Here is a 14,096-nt window from a genome sequence, read left to right on the forward strand (position 1 = left end):
TATACAACAATTATAATTGTATATACAATGGGAGAAGCAAGAATGAAAATTGGCATTCTAGGATCTGGGGTTGTTGGGAATACTCTAGCAGATGGATTTATAAATAAAGGATTTATGGTAATTCGGGGTACGAGAGATCCAGATAAGTTAAAAGACTGGGAAAAAAGGATCGGTCAACAAGGCAAGGTCACATTTTTTAAAGAAGCAGCAGAAGAGTCTGATCTGGTTGTTTTGGCTGTGAAAGGTAGTGCTGCGGAAGAAATCGTGAAGGATATTTCAGATTCGATTACTGGTAAATGTGTCTTGGATGCCACCAACCCAATTTCCAATGATCCTCCTGTAAACGGAGTCCTCTCCTTTTTCACGTCATTACAGGAATCGCTTATGGAAAGACTTCAAAAAATATCACCCGAAGCACTTTTCGTAAAAGCTTTTTCTTGTGTTGGAAGTTCTTTCATGGTCGATCCAAAATTTCAGGAAGGAAAGCCTACCATGTTCATATGCGGAAATGATGAAAAAGCAAAGATTCAGGCGAATACAATTTTACAATCGTTTGGTTGGGAAGTGGAAGATTTGGGAAAAGCGGAAGCTGCTCGAGCCATCGAACCTCTATGCATCTTATGGTGTCTTCCTGGATTTTTACATAATCGCTGGAATCATGCATTTCGACTTTTAAAAAAATGAATATTGCAAACAGATTTTATATGTTCTCAGATTGTGAACAAATAAACGCTATTCTACTCGTCTATCCTCTGAGTCTTCTTTGACACCATTGCGAAAATTTGATATCGGTTCGCCTTCCTCATTTTCAGCTTCTACCAATCGAAACCGAACGTTTGTTTGCATTTGTTTTTGTGCCTTTGCTGACTCTGGACTTACGAGTCTATCTCCTCCGTGGATCAGAGGGTGATAAGGAGTCGCCAATCTTGCCCAGACTAAGTGCCTTGCGTCCGTATCTCCTGGATTCTTTCTTGGAGGAGCGAGGGGCTCTAGGGGAATCCAGCCATAGTTGGGGAACCAAACTTCAACAAATTTATGGTTCAATTCAAATTCTGTCGCTCCATTCCAAGGCAAAAAGTTCCATACTAACCTTGCTGGGATACCAGCAGCCCTTAGGAGTGCAATCTGTACATAAGAATGTTCTGTGCAGCCTCCTTTGTATTTTTGGATTACAAGAGGAGCTGGATCAAATTTTCCTTTTGCATAAGGCATACCAACTGCATAGGCATATACGTTTTTGAGATATATTACGAAATCATTATCAAACAACTCTATTTTCTTTGCTAACACTTGCTCATGGTTAAGATCATAGGTTGGATGATCCTTTATATATTCATTCAGATGTGAGGGAAAGGAAATTTCCGAAATTGGGAAAGAATAAGATGGTTTAAATCTTACTTGGTATCGGTATAGATCTGCAGTCCATATTTCTTTTTCCCAAACTTGGTCTTTGGTAAGAGCGGGCATTGTGATGAACAAAACTCGATTGCCATCTTCGTCCTCTTCTATCTTTCCTGGATAAAGCAAACTTTCTTCTATGATCTCCTGGGAATACGTTTGCTTTGGCGGAAGAAGAATCCGTATCGTCTGAGCGCTAACGTTTTGCTTTGCCTTTATATTCAAGACAGCACTCAGCTTTGTCTTCTTTGGCGAAATCCGTAGCATTTCTTTTGATTTAGATAAAGAAAGTCCATTCGATACTTTTAAAAATTGATCACCAAACAAGTACAATGAAAAAGATTTTTTATTCTCAAGATCGAAAATTGGAAGCAAACCATCCGCAATATCAGTTGCTTTCATTAAATCATGGTGGTGCGTTTTGGCAGAAATCGATTTTTTCCATTCCATTGTTTTGGGATCCAACTCTCTAAGGATAGCACCCCAGAACGTAGATATGATATAAAGATTTCCATTTGGACCCCGCAACATTCTTTGGGCTTTGCCTTGCGGGATTTCATATTCGGCTATCTGTTGGAAGTTTGGCAAAGACAGGGCCAATACCTTTGCATCGGATAAGAGATATAGCCGATCTTTTTCGATAACGATATCAGACCATTTTTTAATTGAAATAGGGAAAGGAAGAGATTGTTTGATCGCAAAAGAAATAGGATCGACTGCGGTGAGTGTATTGCTTTCCAAAAGCCATACACTCTCTCCATAGAAGGACCATGCAAATAATTTTCCATTCCAAGTGATTGACTGTGTCTCTCCGTTTCGTAAAGATTTTAAGGTGATTACACTTTGGTTTTTTTGCGGACTGAGTGCATAGAAATGAGTTGTCGTACGCAAACGACTGGCAAAAAAATTGGTGCCTTTGGGGGGTTCTTCTTCCCAAGACAGAGAATAGGGATCTGCAACTGCTTCAAAAGTGAATTCAACTGCATACAAAGAACAACTTATGAAAACCAAAACTATATAGAGTGAGGACCGGAATGGATTGCTTGTCATAGTCAGTAACCTTTTCCTATACCTTCTATCGAAACCAAAATTCCAAACATGTAAATCGAAATTTTCTTGAGGGGAATGGATCTAGCCTAAGCACAAATTGTCGCAGTAGTATAAGAGCATCCGCATTATTGCCTTTCTCTTGCCGTAACAACCGCTATACTATGTCTTTAGGGAGAATTCCGCGCGAATTGAACTAAGCTGAGCTCTGCTTCAGCTTAGTTTTGGTCTAGATTAGTCTTTCGTTTTAATGAAATCGACGCAAGTGGCAGAAAGTTCTGCTTCCTTTGATTTTAAGCACTGGATGATCGCTCCTTTCCCTGGTTTGACATCTGCACAGAGTTTCTTTCTATCCTCTTTGCAGGACTTTCCGAATTCCTTATGTTTTTCTTTCACCTCTGCACGTTTTGCCAAACAAGCTTCAGAAAGAGATGCTTCGTTTTCTTTCAGACATTTTATGATTCTTCCTTCGCCTTTTTCAACAGATGCGCAAAATTTTTCAATGTCTGCTTTACATGCTCCTTTATAAGCCTTTGGATCTGCACCTATTTGAGTCGAGAGAAGTACGAGTAGAAAGAGAAATCTATATATCAAATATTTCATTTGAACTCCTTAGTATTCTAAAGATAACTCCTTTTAAAATTAAGCCAATTGATTTTTTTTGTACTTAGGAAGCAAACCAAGGATCTATGCTAAAATTATTTGAAACAAATCTTTCCTTTGGGATCCGTAAGAAAGAGAAAGTACTCCCCATAAATAATTCCCAACCAATTTCCTAGATTAAGAGGTATATCTGAAGTTTAGAAAAATCAGATGTTCTAAATAAATTTCTGATTAGGATCAAATTCGTAGGTTTCTCCATGACAGACTCAGTTTTTTGCAAGGTAAAATGCCTATAACAAATGAAGGCTCTGGTATTTTCAAAATTTCTTTACAAAAATTCTACACTTTGGTAGATTCCAATCCAGAAATCGTGCGATTCGTCCGTTAAGAAACGAGAGCGTACAAATTAAGCAAAGGAGGTTCTTTGGATGAGTGCGAATGATAGAGTATCATCAGATCAATTGGCAAAGTTCGATCTGAGTGAAGAGTCGCTGAATGCCTTTCGTATGAACCAAAATATACCCTTTGATTTGTACAATAAGGATGGGCAGGTAGTCATGCCCAAGACCAAAAACCCTTCGGAGGCTGATTTTGGAAAATTACTTAAGTTTGAATTGCAAGGTCTTTACTTCCGTGTCTCCGACTTAAAAAGGCAAAACCCATCTTCACAAAGAGCCAATAGCCACCAGTCAGAAGTAAAATTATTTAGCAAAGAGAAGACCATAGACTTTGCAAAACAATCCGCAACCCTTTTGGAAGAGTTGAAAAAAGAGGCTTTTTCAAATGAACAAGCGGTTGCGATCCAACATTCAGTAAAAGATATTTTGGATGATTTCATCAGCAATCCCGATTTTGAAACGGGACTTTTCAATATTTTAGAAATTTTGAGTGTCGCAGGTGTCCCTTTAGAATCAGAAACCTTAACAAAACGAACAATAGTAGCCATGGGGATGAAAGTTCGGACAAAGAAAATTGTCAAAGACGAAGACAATAAACCAAACAAACGAGATCACTTAGCCATTATGATAGCAAGTTACTTGGCAGATGTTGGCTATGCAAAATTGGATATCTCTGAAAACCCAAAATTAACGAAAGAAGAATATGTAACGGTCCAACAACACCCTATCATCAGTTATCTGATGACACTTCCTGCCCAAGAAATTTCCCCAGAAATTCGTACTCTGATATTAAATCATCATAGACCTTTCAGAGGGAGTGGTATTAACAATAACTATCCCGAGCCCAGACTGGTATTTAACCGACTAATGGCTGTTAGAGACAAATTTCTAAAGGATGTTTCGAAAGCAAGAATTGTCGCTGATATAGAATCACAGCTACGGTTTCAAGAGAGCCAAAGCTCCAATACCAATTACGAAGAAGACATTGCAATACTTTCTCTTGCCAGCGAGTACGCATCCCTTACCTCGGAACAACCATGGCGGAAAGCATTCACCTCTTCTATGGCTTTGAAAATTATCTTAAATGATTCTTTTTTCTCCTATAGCAATAAAAATATAAGACACCTGCTGGACTATGTAGGCGCAAGCCTCACAAACAATGAAAATATTATCAATGTTGATAGCCTTATCATTACAGCCTCTATTGATTCAGAGAAACAAGTCCATTTCGATATCTGCAAAGTGATTGAGGTTGACCGGTACCAAACTCGTCCCAAAGTCCAAAGGATATGTACTATCAAACCTATCTTTAAGAAAGGGTATAAGTATAAGATTGCTGACTTTGATGCGCAGCAAGTGCGGATGGATAGAAGAAGAGCCATTATTGACCTAGCTTCACAATCGGCAAGCTCACAACGGGTGATTTATATCATTGATCCAGAAATCAATGAACCTCTTTTTAACGCTGTAAATCAGATTAGTAAAGCAAGCTAAATCTATTTACGAAAAGCTAAATAACCTGAAGCGATCAATCCTATTATACTAGCCGGCGTTAACTGTAAATCGATCTTTATGATATATAATTCAAAACTCAAAGGATTTGGAAATAGAAATTTTGAGAGGATGTTTGTATTGAAAAGTCTATCCAGAACCACTCCAGCAACTGCTCCAGAAAGTAAGCCCAAGAATAAAACGAGAAGAAGATTTCCTAATTGGGTTTTATTCACAAATCCTCCTCACGACCAAAATACGAAAATGATAACTCCTTTATCATTGTCAAGATGGTTTAGTGGACAAGTGAAATTAACTCAATTTCTCTGCATTTTCGTATAACCAGGAGTAGTCTCAATTCGCTTTATCCATGCCTGGATTGCGGGATATTCAGCAAGGGAAAACCCTCCCTCCTCCGCAACATGCGTATAGGCGTACAAACTGATATCGGCGATGCTCATTTGTTTTCCAACAAAGTAGGCATACTTAGATAGGTGGCTTTCCATAACGGCCAAAGCTTTCCTTCCACCTGTTTTTTTTGACTCATACTCTTCCTTTCTATTTTCGGGAAGTCCTAAATAGAATTGGATATAGCGGGCTACAGCAATGTAGGGTTCGTGGCTGTATTGCTCAAAAAATTGCCATTGCAAAACCTTTGCTTTTTCAAAAGAATCGGTAGGTAGAAAGGAAGTACCCTCGGCAAAGTAATGTAAAATGGCATTGGATTCCCAAAGGCTGTTCCCGTTTTCAAGTAGCACCAGGGGTATTTTACCGTTGGGATTATGTGCTAGAAAACTCAGGCTTTGAGTCTCTTTTTTTTTGGTATCGACCGCAATAAACTTGTACGGAATGTCCAAAAAATGAAAAAGCATTTCCACTTTATAACAGTTACCTGATAGGTGATCTCCCCATAGTTCTAACATAACCAGCTCCCTAAATTCATTTAAAAATTCGATATGAATGTCAAAAAAACTTTCATTTTCTAATTGCTTCTTCCTGCACGAGGTCCGTCTAAGTGCCAATGAAATCTTTTTTATTTTTTCTGATCACTTTTTTGGCTCTCTCCTGCAATGTATCCAATGCATCCTATAAACAATGTGAACAAGCAGATTTAAACTATCTCACCTGTTCACTCGTTATCTACAATTCCTATATCTTCTGCTCAGAACGAGCCTCTGCAAGCACTGGCACTACAGATGAAAAAGCAGCGGCAAAGGCAAGCTGCGATGCCCAACGTCTCGTTGGCCTTTATTACTGCGATGAACAAAAGAAAAAAGCCTGCGGAGACGCCAAACAGTAGTCTTACGATGCAAATGGATAGTCTGTATAGCCTTCCTTCCCGCCGCCATAAAATGTCTTTCGATTGTATGGGTTGAGTTCAATTCCGTGAATCACTCGTTTTGGTAAATCAGGGTTAGAAATGAAATAGCGACCAAATGCAACTAAATCAGTATTGCCTTTCGCTATCCCCTCCTTGGCTAGCTCAGGAGTATATCCGCCAGCCGAAATCCAAATCCCTTGGAAATGTTTACGGAAAAGTTCAGACGTGGATGGAACATCTGCAATGACGGTCTCTGCACCACCTGCCATACTTGCTCTCGGTTCAATTGCATGGACATACAAAATCTTTCTTGCATTGAACTCTTTGATCAAAGATTCAAACAAAGGGATAGGATCGGAATCACTCATGGAATTAAATGTGCCGTAGGGAGAAATTCTCACACCGACTTCATCAACAGACCATACCTTTGTGACCTCGTCTAATACGCGCAATGGGAACTTCAGTCGATTTTCGATGGATCCACCGTATTCGTCTGACCTTTGGTTAGACCCATTTTGCAAAAATTGATCCAAAAGATATCCATTTGCCATATGGATTTCAACTCCATCAAATCCAGCCTTCTTTGCATTTTCACTAGCCCTACGGTAGTCTGCTAAAATTTTTTCTAAATCCTCTATTTCGAGAGCTCTTGGAGTCTCATAGGGTGCTTGTTTAAAATCAGCCGTCATCGTTTTCCCAGCTGGCGCAATGGGCGATGGTGCGACTGGCAATCCGTCTTCTGGGTGCAAACTAGAATGCGAGATTCTTCCGACATGCCAAAGCTGTAAAAAAATAATTCCACCCTTAGCATGAACTGCCTCGGTAACTTTCTTCCAACCTTCGACTTGTTCGTCGCTATGGATTCCAGGAGTTGCAGGGTAACCTTTCCCTTGTTTGCTGATCTGTGTTGCTTCGGTTATAAGAAACCCACCTTGGCTTGCCCTTTGCCCGTAATACTCAGCGTTCAATTCTGTTGGGATATCGCCAGGTTGTGCACTTCGCATGCGCGTAAGTGGCGCAAGAACGATACGGTGTGATAATTGTTTTTTGCCGAAACCTAAAGAGCTTGATACTTCTGTCATTTGCCTTTCCAAAATAGATTGTAGTCTTTAGACACAATAAGTCTGCAAGAGGATAGCTAGAGAAAAGCATTTCTGAAAAGTAGATTGAGTTTTTTTGATGTCAAATGTGAACTATACAAATCGATTTTTATGAAACAGACGATTTGGCTAGTTTTTTGCACTATACTCTTTTGCCTCTCCCATTGCGTGTTCTACCAAGCAAAACGAGTTCCTGATTCAAATTTGAAAAGCAGCTTACAAAAACAATATCTTCCTGAGCAAAAGAAGATTTTGTTCTTAGGTGATAGTATCACTCATGGTCGGGTTAGCTATGATTACGTGCAATCATTGGCTGGACGATTCGATCCCAATCAATACTCCCTGATCAATGAAGGCATCAACAGTCGGCTTAGCCAACAGATTTGGGAACTGACCGATGCTGTCGTAAAACTTAGCCCCGATCTGATCTTTATCATGATTGGGACCAATGATGCAAAGGCAAGTTTAAACAAAGAAGAGTACGATCGATACCGATCTTTATGGAATCTCAAAGAGCCAGCTAACTTAGAATCCTATACAAATCATTTAGATGCTATCTGTAAAAAATTAAAAGAGGAGACAAAGGCAAGGATTGTTTTGGTTTCCATCCCACTCCTAGGAGAGGATTCAGCATCCATTCCATACAAAGTTGCTTCCCAATATGCTCTTGCTGTAAAATCTATTGCTTTAAAACATAATGTTGGTTATATTCCCTTCTTTGAAACACTTGAAATCAAATGGGAGGAAAAGTTCTCGAAAGAGAAAAAGGGTAGGGCTTATGAAACCAATGTTTGGCCAATGTACTGGACAATATTAAAATACTATTCTACGACCTACGATTGGAATCAGTTGTCTGATGCGAATGGATATTTTTTTCTTACAGATGGTATTCACTTAAACGAACGTTCTGGGCAAATCTTGGAAGCATTTATCTATAAAGAGATCCATAAGAAAGACTGAGTCTAGGTTTTGCCTTTTTTTCTCTGAGCATTGCGGAGGGAGGCATCAACCGATGACTGTATCCAGAGGGAAAGGGCCTTTGGACTTGACCAGGCTGTTTTTGGGATGGTAAAATAACTCATCTCTATGATCTGATTTGGTTTTCCGTAATAAACAAATGGCTTTTGTTTCTTTTTTATAAATTCTTCTTTATTGGCTTTATCAACTTTAAAGTAAAGGACTCCTTCGGCAAAAAGTGCAAACATCCTTCCTTCAAAATAAACTCCGTAGCCACCAAACATTGGTTTTGCTATAATATCTCCATAAAAAGACATCTTTTTTAGATAGCGGTTCAGTATCGGATCTGTGGTCATAAACTTTCTCTTTTTTTAAAATCTTCTTGAATCCGATTGACAAAAGCAAGAAATTGTGGCGGAATCTGCAAAATATTATCTAGATACATTCTAAAAGAGGATTTTATGTTTAAATTTTTGGGAAGCCTACTGGGGATCATTTTTGTAATCGTTTTGGGTCTAGTTGGCTATACTTTCGCAATGCTTAACTGGAGTTATTCGGTAGGGGATCGGGCAGGTTACGTCCAAAAATTATCAAAAAAAGGTTGGGTTTGTAAGACATGGGAAGGTGAGATTGCCCTCGTTACGATGCCCGGCACTGTTGCAGAAAAATTCTACTTCACAGTGCGTGATGAGGAGATCGCAGAAAAAATCAACCAATCTATTGGCCAAAGGATAGTTCTCGCTTATGAAGAACATGTTGGCCTACCCACTTCCTGTTTTGGCGATACTAGATACTTTATCACCGGGATCAAAAGCATAGAACCGAACCAACCTATTCCTTAGTAAGGAAGTTCTCTTGAAACTGAAAGCAAACATCTACCTTCGTGATCGTCTCTATGAGACGATCGAATTGTCACAGGACTCTCATTTAATTTCTATCCCTGAAAAAGAGATTAGCGATAGACAAATCCCTCCTAGATCTCCAGAGATCCAATCAATCCAAGAGATACTAAGGGAGAATATTCATAATTTAAGAAAACAAACCATACTCCGAAATCCATTGGAAGATTGTATAGAATCGGGAGATCTATCTGTCCATTTAATCGATAGTAAAGATAGAAAGTTTAAGATGATGCAAATCTTAGATTTGAATTTTAGCCTATCACCTGAATCGATCGATTTTTTTGAATGCGATTTGGACATAGAAGAGTTTGGATTTTTTTTACTTGTTTCTCTCGGCCAAGAAAAAGAAAAATCTTCTCTCTCTCTTCATTTTCAAATCATCAGAGACCCAAAAGTCCTTGAGATGATCAAACTCTACCGAAAAGCACGCGACTTGCGACTAATGGATATCGGCTCGGGAATCTGTATCAATGTCTCCAGCTTAGATCCGGATTCAGAGTCAGAAGAAGACAATTTTGAAATAGGCCAACTGCTTTTGTTAGAAAGGCTAATTTCCAAGATACAGAGAAAACGCATTTCTAAGCGCAATCGAAGGCGGTATTATATTCTGGGAGAAAAGATATTTTCAAAACTTTCCAAGAGATTTCATTGATTCCTGGGGGATTCTAGCTTCTTGCCTATTCTCCCTTCTCCAGTCCTTGCCATTAAGACCTTTCTGCTTGGGTTAAAAAATCTTTCAGCTCATCCATACCATCTGTAAAGTAAATTGGTTTGGGAGCACGTGTGTCCTTCAGTAAAAATACAACCGCTTCTTGGTAAAATACGATTTGGTCAATTTCAAAGGCATTGTAGGTAAAACTAACATTTCCGGAGTAGAAGACAAATTTGCCTTCCTCTTCCCGTAACTTTGCTTGGCCAACTCGTTTAAAATTTCTGAGCTCTTCTTCTCTTCTCTCTGTATGGGAAAGATCTTTTTCCCCAAATGGAATCCTTCCGGAATGGTCCATGTATAAGGTACCTTCCATTTGAAAATCATGGACGAGTATCTGTGGACTCTCTTTCATTTCTTGGAATCCTGCTTCTGAGTCCACGAGCACTGAAGATTTTTCAACTACAGCAGGAGCTGGAACTTCTACCGCCAAAGGCCTGTTAGGATCAGAAAAATGTGCGTGAATATCTGCAATTTCTCTGTCTCTTCTGATACGCTCATCAATTTGGGGAGACACTTGAGGGTTCGGAGAATGGCGGAAATTAGAACTATATGAGATGCGATCTGCTTGCGGCCTTTTTGTCGGTAGAGAAGGTTTTCCTTGGTTCGGACTTAAGGAGACATACAAAAAACAGAGAACTCCGACCAATATCATTGCTAATGCCGCGTATAACATACCCCTCTGATTATCTCCCTTTTTCTCGAATCTCTTGATCACAATTTTTCTTTACAGCCTAGGGGAATCGGCAAGGCTTCCCTTATGTTCGAAGAAGAAGCTACCACCTGGAAGGAAAAACTCACTAGAGCCGTCTTTGCCTTTTTTCTTTTTATTATCGTATCTATGCTCATCGTTACCTTCCTTCCTGGAGACGCCGAGCAGAGCCTCATAGGAGCCATTACAGGCACTTCCAGCACAAAGGCTGGTAGCATTGCAGGTCGCTCCGTTCCTGCGGATTATTTCAACGCAGCTAGACGAGAATGTTATTACAGATACCAACAGTATTCCAAGGATCTAGCCAATAGCGAGGATACTCTGCGCTCCTGTGCCTTTGCAACGACCCGTGAACTTTTCATTTTTGGCGATATAGCGAAGGCGATCGGGTATAGTGTTTCCGAAACAAGCATCAAACGAGACATTTCAGCCCAAGCAAGGCAGATCTACAAAGAGAGCTCTTCACAAGCAGGTTTCAGTGAAGAAGAAAGCCAACCTTTGGACCAAATCTACCGCCAGATCCTACGTTCTGTTCCTATGAATTACCGCATTGATACACAAGTTGCCTATTCTCTATTTCCTGCCTTTTTAAACCAAAAGTTGGAACCCTCCGCTGAGGAGTTAAAAGTGGAACAGGAGGCAAAGTCTGCAAAACTCTCATTCCGCTTGGTGGCTTTTACGGAAGTGAATCTCCTGAACCAGATCGAAGCTAAATTGACCATTCCAGAGACTGAACTCCTAGCGGAATACGAGAAGGAAAAGAAAGAGAGTATAGCCAATAAAGAGGAAAACTTCCCAAGCTTCGAAACTCGAAAACCAGTACTCATTTCCAAACTCAAATTCGAAAAAAAGAGAAAAGAGTTAGAAGTCTGGAAAAAGAAAATCCAAAATCTGGGTCTTGAACCGAACGGTCTAGAATTGATCGCTAAGGAAACAGGACAAAGCATCGAATCCCTCCCGGGCGTCACACTCGGTGAGTTAAAGAACCTTCGTAGCCCCAAAGGAACAAACTTTCGTTTAGCAAGTGACCCCAAATTCTGGGAAGCTGTCTCTGGCAATCCATTTGGATCCAAAAAGGTTGCTGGGCCTTTCACTGATAATGACAAACAAATTTTCATAGAATTTGGAACTTTGGCTTTTTCCGAGGCAGCAATTAGCCCCTCGAAACCATCGGATCCAAACTCTCAAAACAAACTACTCGGCTTTTTTCTTGAAATAAATAAGTCAATCGCGGGAACATACAACATCGAGAAACAAAAGTCTCTCAGCGAAGAATAATGCAAATCAAAGCCGACTTTATCAACCCATTCCTCGAGGCTGCAACCATCGTTTTTCGCGATGTTTTAGGCCAAGATCTCATCCGTGGGAAAATTGGAATCAAAGATTCCCCAACTCCATCACATGAGATCGCCATCATCATTGGAGTGGTTGGATCTTTTAGCGGTGAAGTCGTGTATAGTTTAAACTTGGATGCTGCACATAAGATTGCAAAAAAATTAGTTCCAGGCCTATCTGATGCGGATGTTCAGAATGAGTACAAAGACATTTTGGGTGAAATCGCAAACATGACCACAGGAAATGCTATGAACATTTTTACTTCCTCTGGTCAATCTGTGGAGATCACAACTCCTAACATACAAGAATCCAAATCAACTTCTGTTCGATTCAATAAAAAACCCACAATCTCTATCAATTTATATTCGAAGTTTGGTAGAGTTGAAGTTAACGTAGCTATCGCCTAAATTTCATAAGGTAGGGAGATCAGATCTCTCCTCTGTTTTGCATCTTTCCTAAAATCTTCTCCAGGACTTAACTCCTGTTTGGTGCTTTCTAAGAGATATAAATCATAGTATTTTTTCGCTCGCTCTAAATCCCTTTCATTCCATGCACTTTCGTATATACGGCCTGCATAATAATGTGCAGTCGGAAATTCTCGAGATTTCGGAAATTCTTTAATCACTTTAACCAAATGATGTAAAGCTGGCCGATATTCTTGCTTTCGAAATAATAAAACAGCAATAGCTAAATGAGTTCTTGGGGTGATCTGTGAGTGTACCGGAAACGACGTTACTATTTTTAAATACTCTTGGTAAGCCTTTTCCTCTGCTTCCGGTTTTCCCATCCGATCCAAGGAACGTGCTAATTCAAATTGTGCTTTGATCTTAGCGTCAGGATCTTCCACTTTTTCAATTTGACCTGAACCTTCCGAATCTTTTCCATCTAAACCAAATAAGTTGGCATTTTCTGTTCTTGCGGGTACGACCTTACTACCTTCTAAATTACTTGCGGTTGTAAATTCACTTTCTGCTTGGGTTTTTTGGTTTCGGGTTAGGCGAGACTTTCCTCTCTTGTATGGTCCTTCCGTGGGATCTAACTTTTCTGCCTTTGCCTTTTTCTTTTTTGGAAGTACTTCTTTTGTTTTTGCCTCCGGTTTATCCGCTTTGGGATTGGAGATTTGGCTTTGGTCATCTTGAATACTTGGAAGATCCGAATTGTTCGAATTTTGGTCCTTATCTAGATTGCCAGTTTCCGTTGTGTTTTCTTGGCTTTCTTCGATTGGGAATGGAAGAAAAATTTCATTGGACTCTGGATGTAGAGGGAGTGTAATCAAGAACAAAAAACAACAAAAGCTAAGGAGAGGTCGAAACATTTAACGAGGAACTCTTTCTAATTCGCGAACTTTCTTTTTCTCTGGTTCTTGTGTGCTACTAGGCAAAGTTTCTTTGGATTTTTCTTTCTTTAACTTTTCGAGTTTGGTAATACGATCCATAATTTTATCGTATCGTTCATCATCCTTTATCGACTGTTTGTCAATAGGATCAAGTATTGGTTGTTCTACTTTTTTGGGCTTTCCCTGCGGTAAGCTTTGAGTATCTTTGCGGTCCAATACTTTTGTATCATTTATCTCTTGTAGGGTATCTGTATTTTGCCAAGAACCTACTGACTCAACATCGATAGGAGATGAGATCAATCCCTCTCCAGATGGGCTTGCCAAAGGAGGAGTTGTGGATTCATTTTTACGATTTCTAAAATCTCTCTCCTTTCCTAAGAAATCATCTTCTTCTGGAATGGGAGTTTTTGTCGGGTTGATTGACTCACGTTCAGATATAAACTCAAATTGCATCTTTTTGTTATGTTCATACTCGATCTCTTCTGGATCTGTCATCCGTACATCTTTCCTAGATCGATTGTATTCTTTTTCAAGTTCCATTGCGAACAATGACCGTGTATCCGATGCTAGCTGTAATCCTTGGGGAGTTGCGTTCTCCCAACCCCTAGTCCAACCTGTGTAGATCGCCATCAGTAAAAAGAAGATGAGGAGAGCAATTGCAATCTTTCTTAGGAGGGCTGCAACTTGTGGAGGTATTTTACCAACGAGACCATCGGCAGCACCGAGTACTTTCTTTGGATCTACATTGACTTTGGGGAGATTGATTTTCTTTTTAAAGTCAACCATT

17 protein-coding genes are annotated in these 14,096 nt (G+C 39.7%); 8 read left to right on the forward strand and 9 right to left on the reverse strand.

Annotation, left to right across the window (positions count from 1 at the left end):
* Positions 1-42 precede the first annotated feature (42 nt).
* On the forward strand, positions 43-684 hold the full coding sequence (locus tag DI060_RS11620; protein ID WP_167836989.1) for an NADPH-dependent F420 reductase: 642 nt from the start codon (positions 43-45) through the stop codon (positions 682-684).
* Between the two features lie 48 nt (positions 685-732).
* Here DI060_RS11620 and DI060_RS11625 read toward each other — a convergent pair whose 3' ends face one another.
* Entirely contained in the window at positions 733-2,448 is a 1,716-nt protein-coding gene (locus DI060_RS11625) for a transglutaminase-like domain-containing protein (RefSeq protein ID WP_108976773.1), read from the reverse strand.
* Positions 2,449-2,679: 231 nt separating this feature from the next.
* Positions 2,680-3,048: a cysteine rich repeat-containing protein gene (locus tag DI060_RS11630; RefSeq protein ID WP_108976775.1), complete on the reverse strand. Its 369-nt coding sequence runs from the start codon at positions 3,046-3,048 to the stop codon at positions 2,680-2,682.
* A 428-nt stretch (positions 3,049-3,476) separates the two neighbouring features.
* On the opposite strand from DI060_RS11630, the gene DI060_RS11635 reads away from it, so the two are divergent.
* The gene (locus DI060_RS11635; RefSeq protein WP_108976777.1) at positions 3,477-4,940 is read left to right on the forward strand and encodes an HD domain-containing phosphohydrolase; all 1,464 of its coding nucleotides are present in this window, start codon (positions 3,477-3,479) and stop codon (positions 4,938-4,940) included.
* Between the two features lie 2 nt (positions 4,941-4,942).
* On the opposite strand, the gene DI060_RS11640 is transcribed toward DI060_RS11635, so the two are convergent.
* The gene (locus DI060_RS11640) at positions 4,943-5,173 is read right to left on the reverse strand and encodes a hypothetical protein (protein WP_108976779.1); all 231 of its coding nucleotides are present in this window, start codon (positions 5,171-5,173) and stop codon (positions 4,943-4,945) included.
* A gap of 81 nt (positions 5,174-5,254) precedes the next feature.
* Positions 5,255-5,860 carry a glutathione S-transferase family protein gene (locus DI060_RS11645; protein ID WP_108976781.1) on the reverse strand — a complete coding sequence of 202 codons (606 nt, stop codon included), beginning with the start codon at positions 5,858-5,860 and terminating at the stop codon, positions 5,255-5,257.
* Between the two features lie 98 nt (positions 5,861-5,958).
* Between DI060_RS11645 and DI060_RS11650 the strand changes: the two genes are divergently transcribed.
* A complete protein-coding gene (locus tag DI060_RS11650) occupies positions 5,959-6,237 on the forward strand; it encodes a hypothetical protein (RefSeq protein ID WP_108976783.1) in 279 nt (92 codons plus the stop codon).
* Positions 6,238-6,239: 2 nt separating this feature from the next.
* On the opposite strand, the gene DI060_RS11655 is transcribed toward DI060_RS11650, so the two are convergent.
* Positions 6,240-7,340, reverse strand: coding sequence for an alkene reductase (locus DI060_RS11655; protein ID WP_108976785.1), 1,101 nt, complete (start codon positions 7,338-7,340; stop codon positions 6,240-6,242).
* Between the two features lie 129 nt (positions 7,341-7,469).
* Here DI060_RS11655 and DI060_RS11660 point away from each other — a divergent pair, with 129 nt between their 5' ends.
* Positions 7,470-8,318, forward strand: a complete 849-nt coding sequence (locus DI060_RS11660) for an SGNH/GDSL hydrolase family protein (protein WP_108977126.1) — start codon at positions 7,470-7,472, stop codon at positions 8,316-8,318.
* Between the two features lie 2 nt (positions 8,319-8,320).
* Here the strand turns inward: DI060_RS11660 and DI060_RS11665 are convergent, their stop codons facing one another.
* The gene (locus tag DI060_RS11665; protein ID WP_108976787.1) at positions 8,321-8,671 is read right to left on the reverse strand and encodes a TfoX/Sxy family protein; all 351 of its coding nucleotides are present in this window, start codon (positions 8,669-8,671) and stop codon (positions 8,321-8,323) included.
* A 105-nt stretch (positions 8,672-8,776) separates the two neighbouring features.
* Between DI060_RS11665 and DI060_RS11670 the strand changes: the two genes are divergently transcribed.
* The gene (locus DI060_RS11670) at positions 8,777-9,157 is read left to right on the forward strand and encodes a hypothetical protein (RefSeq protein WP_108976789.1); all 381 of its coding nucleotides are present in this window, start codon (positions 8,777-8,779) and stop codon (positions 9,155-9,157) included.
* Positions 9,158-9,170: 13 nt separating this feature from the next.
* The gene (locus tag DI060_RS11675) at positions 9,171-9,869 is read left to right on the forward strand and encodes a hypothetical protein (RefSeq protein ID WP_108976791.1); all 699 of its coding nucleotides are present in this window, start codon (positions 9,171-9,173) and stop codon (positions 9,867-9,869) included.
* A gap of 52 nt (positions 9,870-9,921) precedes the next feature.
* Here DI060_RS11675 and DI060_RS11680 read toward each other — a convergent pair whose 3' ends face one another.
* The gene (locus tag DI060_RS11680; RefSeq protein ID WP_108977129.1) at positions 9,922-10,602 is read right to left on the reverse strand and encodes an LIC_11490 family protein; all 681 of its coding nucleotides are present in this window, start codon (positions 10,600-10,602) and stop codon (positions 9,922-9,924) included.
* Between the two features lie 84 nt (positions 10,603-10,686).
* Between DI060_RS11680 and DI060_RS11685 the strand changes: the two genes are divergently transcribed.
* Both DI060_RS11685 and DI060_RS11690 read left to right on the forward strand, forming a co-directional pair.
* The gene (locus DI060_RS11685) at positions 10,687-11,916 is read left to right on the forward strand and encodes a hypothetical protein (RefSeq protein ID WP_108976793.1); all 1,230 of its coding nucleotides are present in this window, start codon (positions 10,687-10,689) and stop codon (positions 11,914-11,916) included.
* Positions 11,916-12,380: a chemotaxis protein CheX gene (locus DI060_RS11690; protein ID WP_108976795.1), complete on the forward strand. Its 465-nt coding sequence runs from the start codon at positions 11,916-11,918 to the stop codon at positions 12,378-12,380. Before DI060_RS11685 ends, DI060_RS11690 begins: the two co-directional genes overlap by 1 nt.
* On the opposite strand, the gene DI060_RS11695 is transcribed toward DI060_RS11690, so the two are convergent.
* Both DI060_RS11695 and DI060_RS11700 read right to left on the reverse strand, forming a co-directional pair.
* A complete protein-coding gene (locus tag DI060_RS11695; RefSeq protein WP_108976797.1) occupies positions 12,377-13,288 on the reverse strand; it encodes a tol-pal system YbgF family protein in 912 nt (303 codons plus the stop codon). The two genes, DI060_RS11690 and DI060_RS11695, sit on opposite strands and share 4 nt — an antisense overlap.
* Positions 13,289-14,095 (reverse strand): LIC_11485 family protein, encoded by an 807-nt coding sequence (locus DI060_RS11700; protein WP_108976799.1) that lies wholly within the window; start codon positions 14,093-14,095, stop codon positions 13,289-13,291.
* Position 14,096 lies beyond the last annotated feature (1 nt).

This window comes from Leptospira ryugenii (assembly GCF_003114855.1).
In the GTDB taxonomy this organism is placed as follows: Bacteria; Spirochaetota; Leptospiria; order Leptospirales; family Leptospiraceae; genus Leptospira_A; species Leptospira_A ryugenii.

What these genes read in the sequence shown, in the direction of transcription:
- DI060_RS11620 (WP_167836989.1), top strand. Translation starts at nt 43, where the DNA reads ATGAAAATTGGCATTCTAGGATCTGGGGTTGTTGGGAATACTCTAGCA.
- DI060_RS11625 (WP_108976773.1), bottom strand. Translation starts at nt 2,448, where the DNA reads ATGACAAGCAATCCATTCCGGTCCTCACTCTATATAGTTTTGGTTTTC.
- DI060_RS11630 (WP_108976775.1), bottom strand. Translation starts at nt 3,048, where the DNA reads ATGAAATATTTGATATATAGATTTCTCTTTCTACTCGTACTTCTCTCG.
- DI060_RS11635 (WP_108976777.1), top strand. Translation starts at nt 3,477, where the DNA reads ATGAGTGCGAATGATAGAGTATCATCAGATCAATTGGCAAAGTTCGAT.
- DI060_RS11645 (WP_108976781.1), bottom strand. Translation starts at nt 5,860, where the DNA reads ATGTTAGAACTATGGGGAGATCACCTATCAGGTAACTGTTATAAAGTG.
- DI060_RS11650 (WP_108976783.1), top strand. Translation starts at nt 5,959, where the DNA reads ATGAAATCTTTTTTATTTTTTCTGATCACTTTTTTGGCTCTCTCCTGC.
- DI060_RS11655 (WP_108976785.1), bottom strand. Translation starts at nt 7,340, where the DNA reads ATGACAGAAGTATCAAGCTCTTTAGGTTTCGGCAAAAAACAATTATCA.
- DI060_RS11660 (WP_108977126.1), top strand. Translation starts at nt 7,470, where the DNA reads ATGAAACAGACGATTTGGCTAGTTTTTTGCACTATACTCTTTTGCCTC.
- DI060_RS11665 (WP_108976787.1), bottom strand. Translation starts at nt 8,671, where the DNA reads ATGACCACAGATCCGATACTGAACCGCTATCTAAAAAAGATGTCTTTT.
- DI060_RS11670 (WP_108976789.1), top strand. Translation starts at nt 8,777, where the DNA reads ATGTTTAAATTTTTGGGAAGCCTACTGGGGATCATTTTTGTAATCGTT.
- DI060_RS11680 (WP_108977129.1), bottom strand. Translation starts at nt 10,602, where the DNA reads ATGTTATACGCGGCATTAGCAATGATATTGGTCGGAGTTCTCTGTTTT.
- DI060_RS11685 (WP_108976793.1), top strand. Translation starts at nt 10,687, where the DNA reads ATGTTCGAAGAAGAAGCTACCACCTGGAAGGAAAAACTCACTAGAGCC.
- DI060_RS11690 (WP_108976795.1), top strand. Translation starts at nt 11,916, where the DNA reads ATGCAAATCAAAGCCGACTTTATCAACCCATTCCTCGAGGCTGCAACC.
- DI060_RS11695 (WP_108976797.1), bottom strand. Translation starts at nt 13,288, where the DNA reads ATGTTTCGACCTCTCCTTAGCTTTTGTTGTTTTTTGTTCTTGATTACA.
- DI060_RS11700 (WP_108976799.1), bottom strand. Translation starts at nt 14,095, where the DNA reads ATGGTTGACTTTAAAAAGAAAATCAATCTCCCCAAAGTCAATGTAGAT.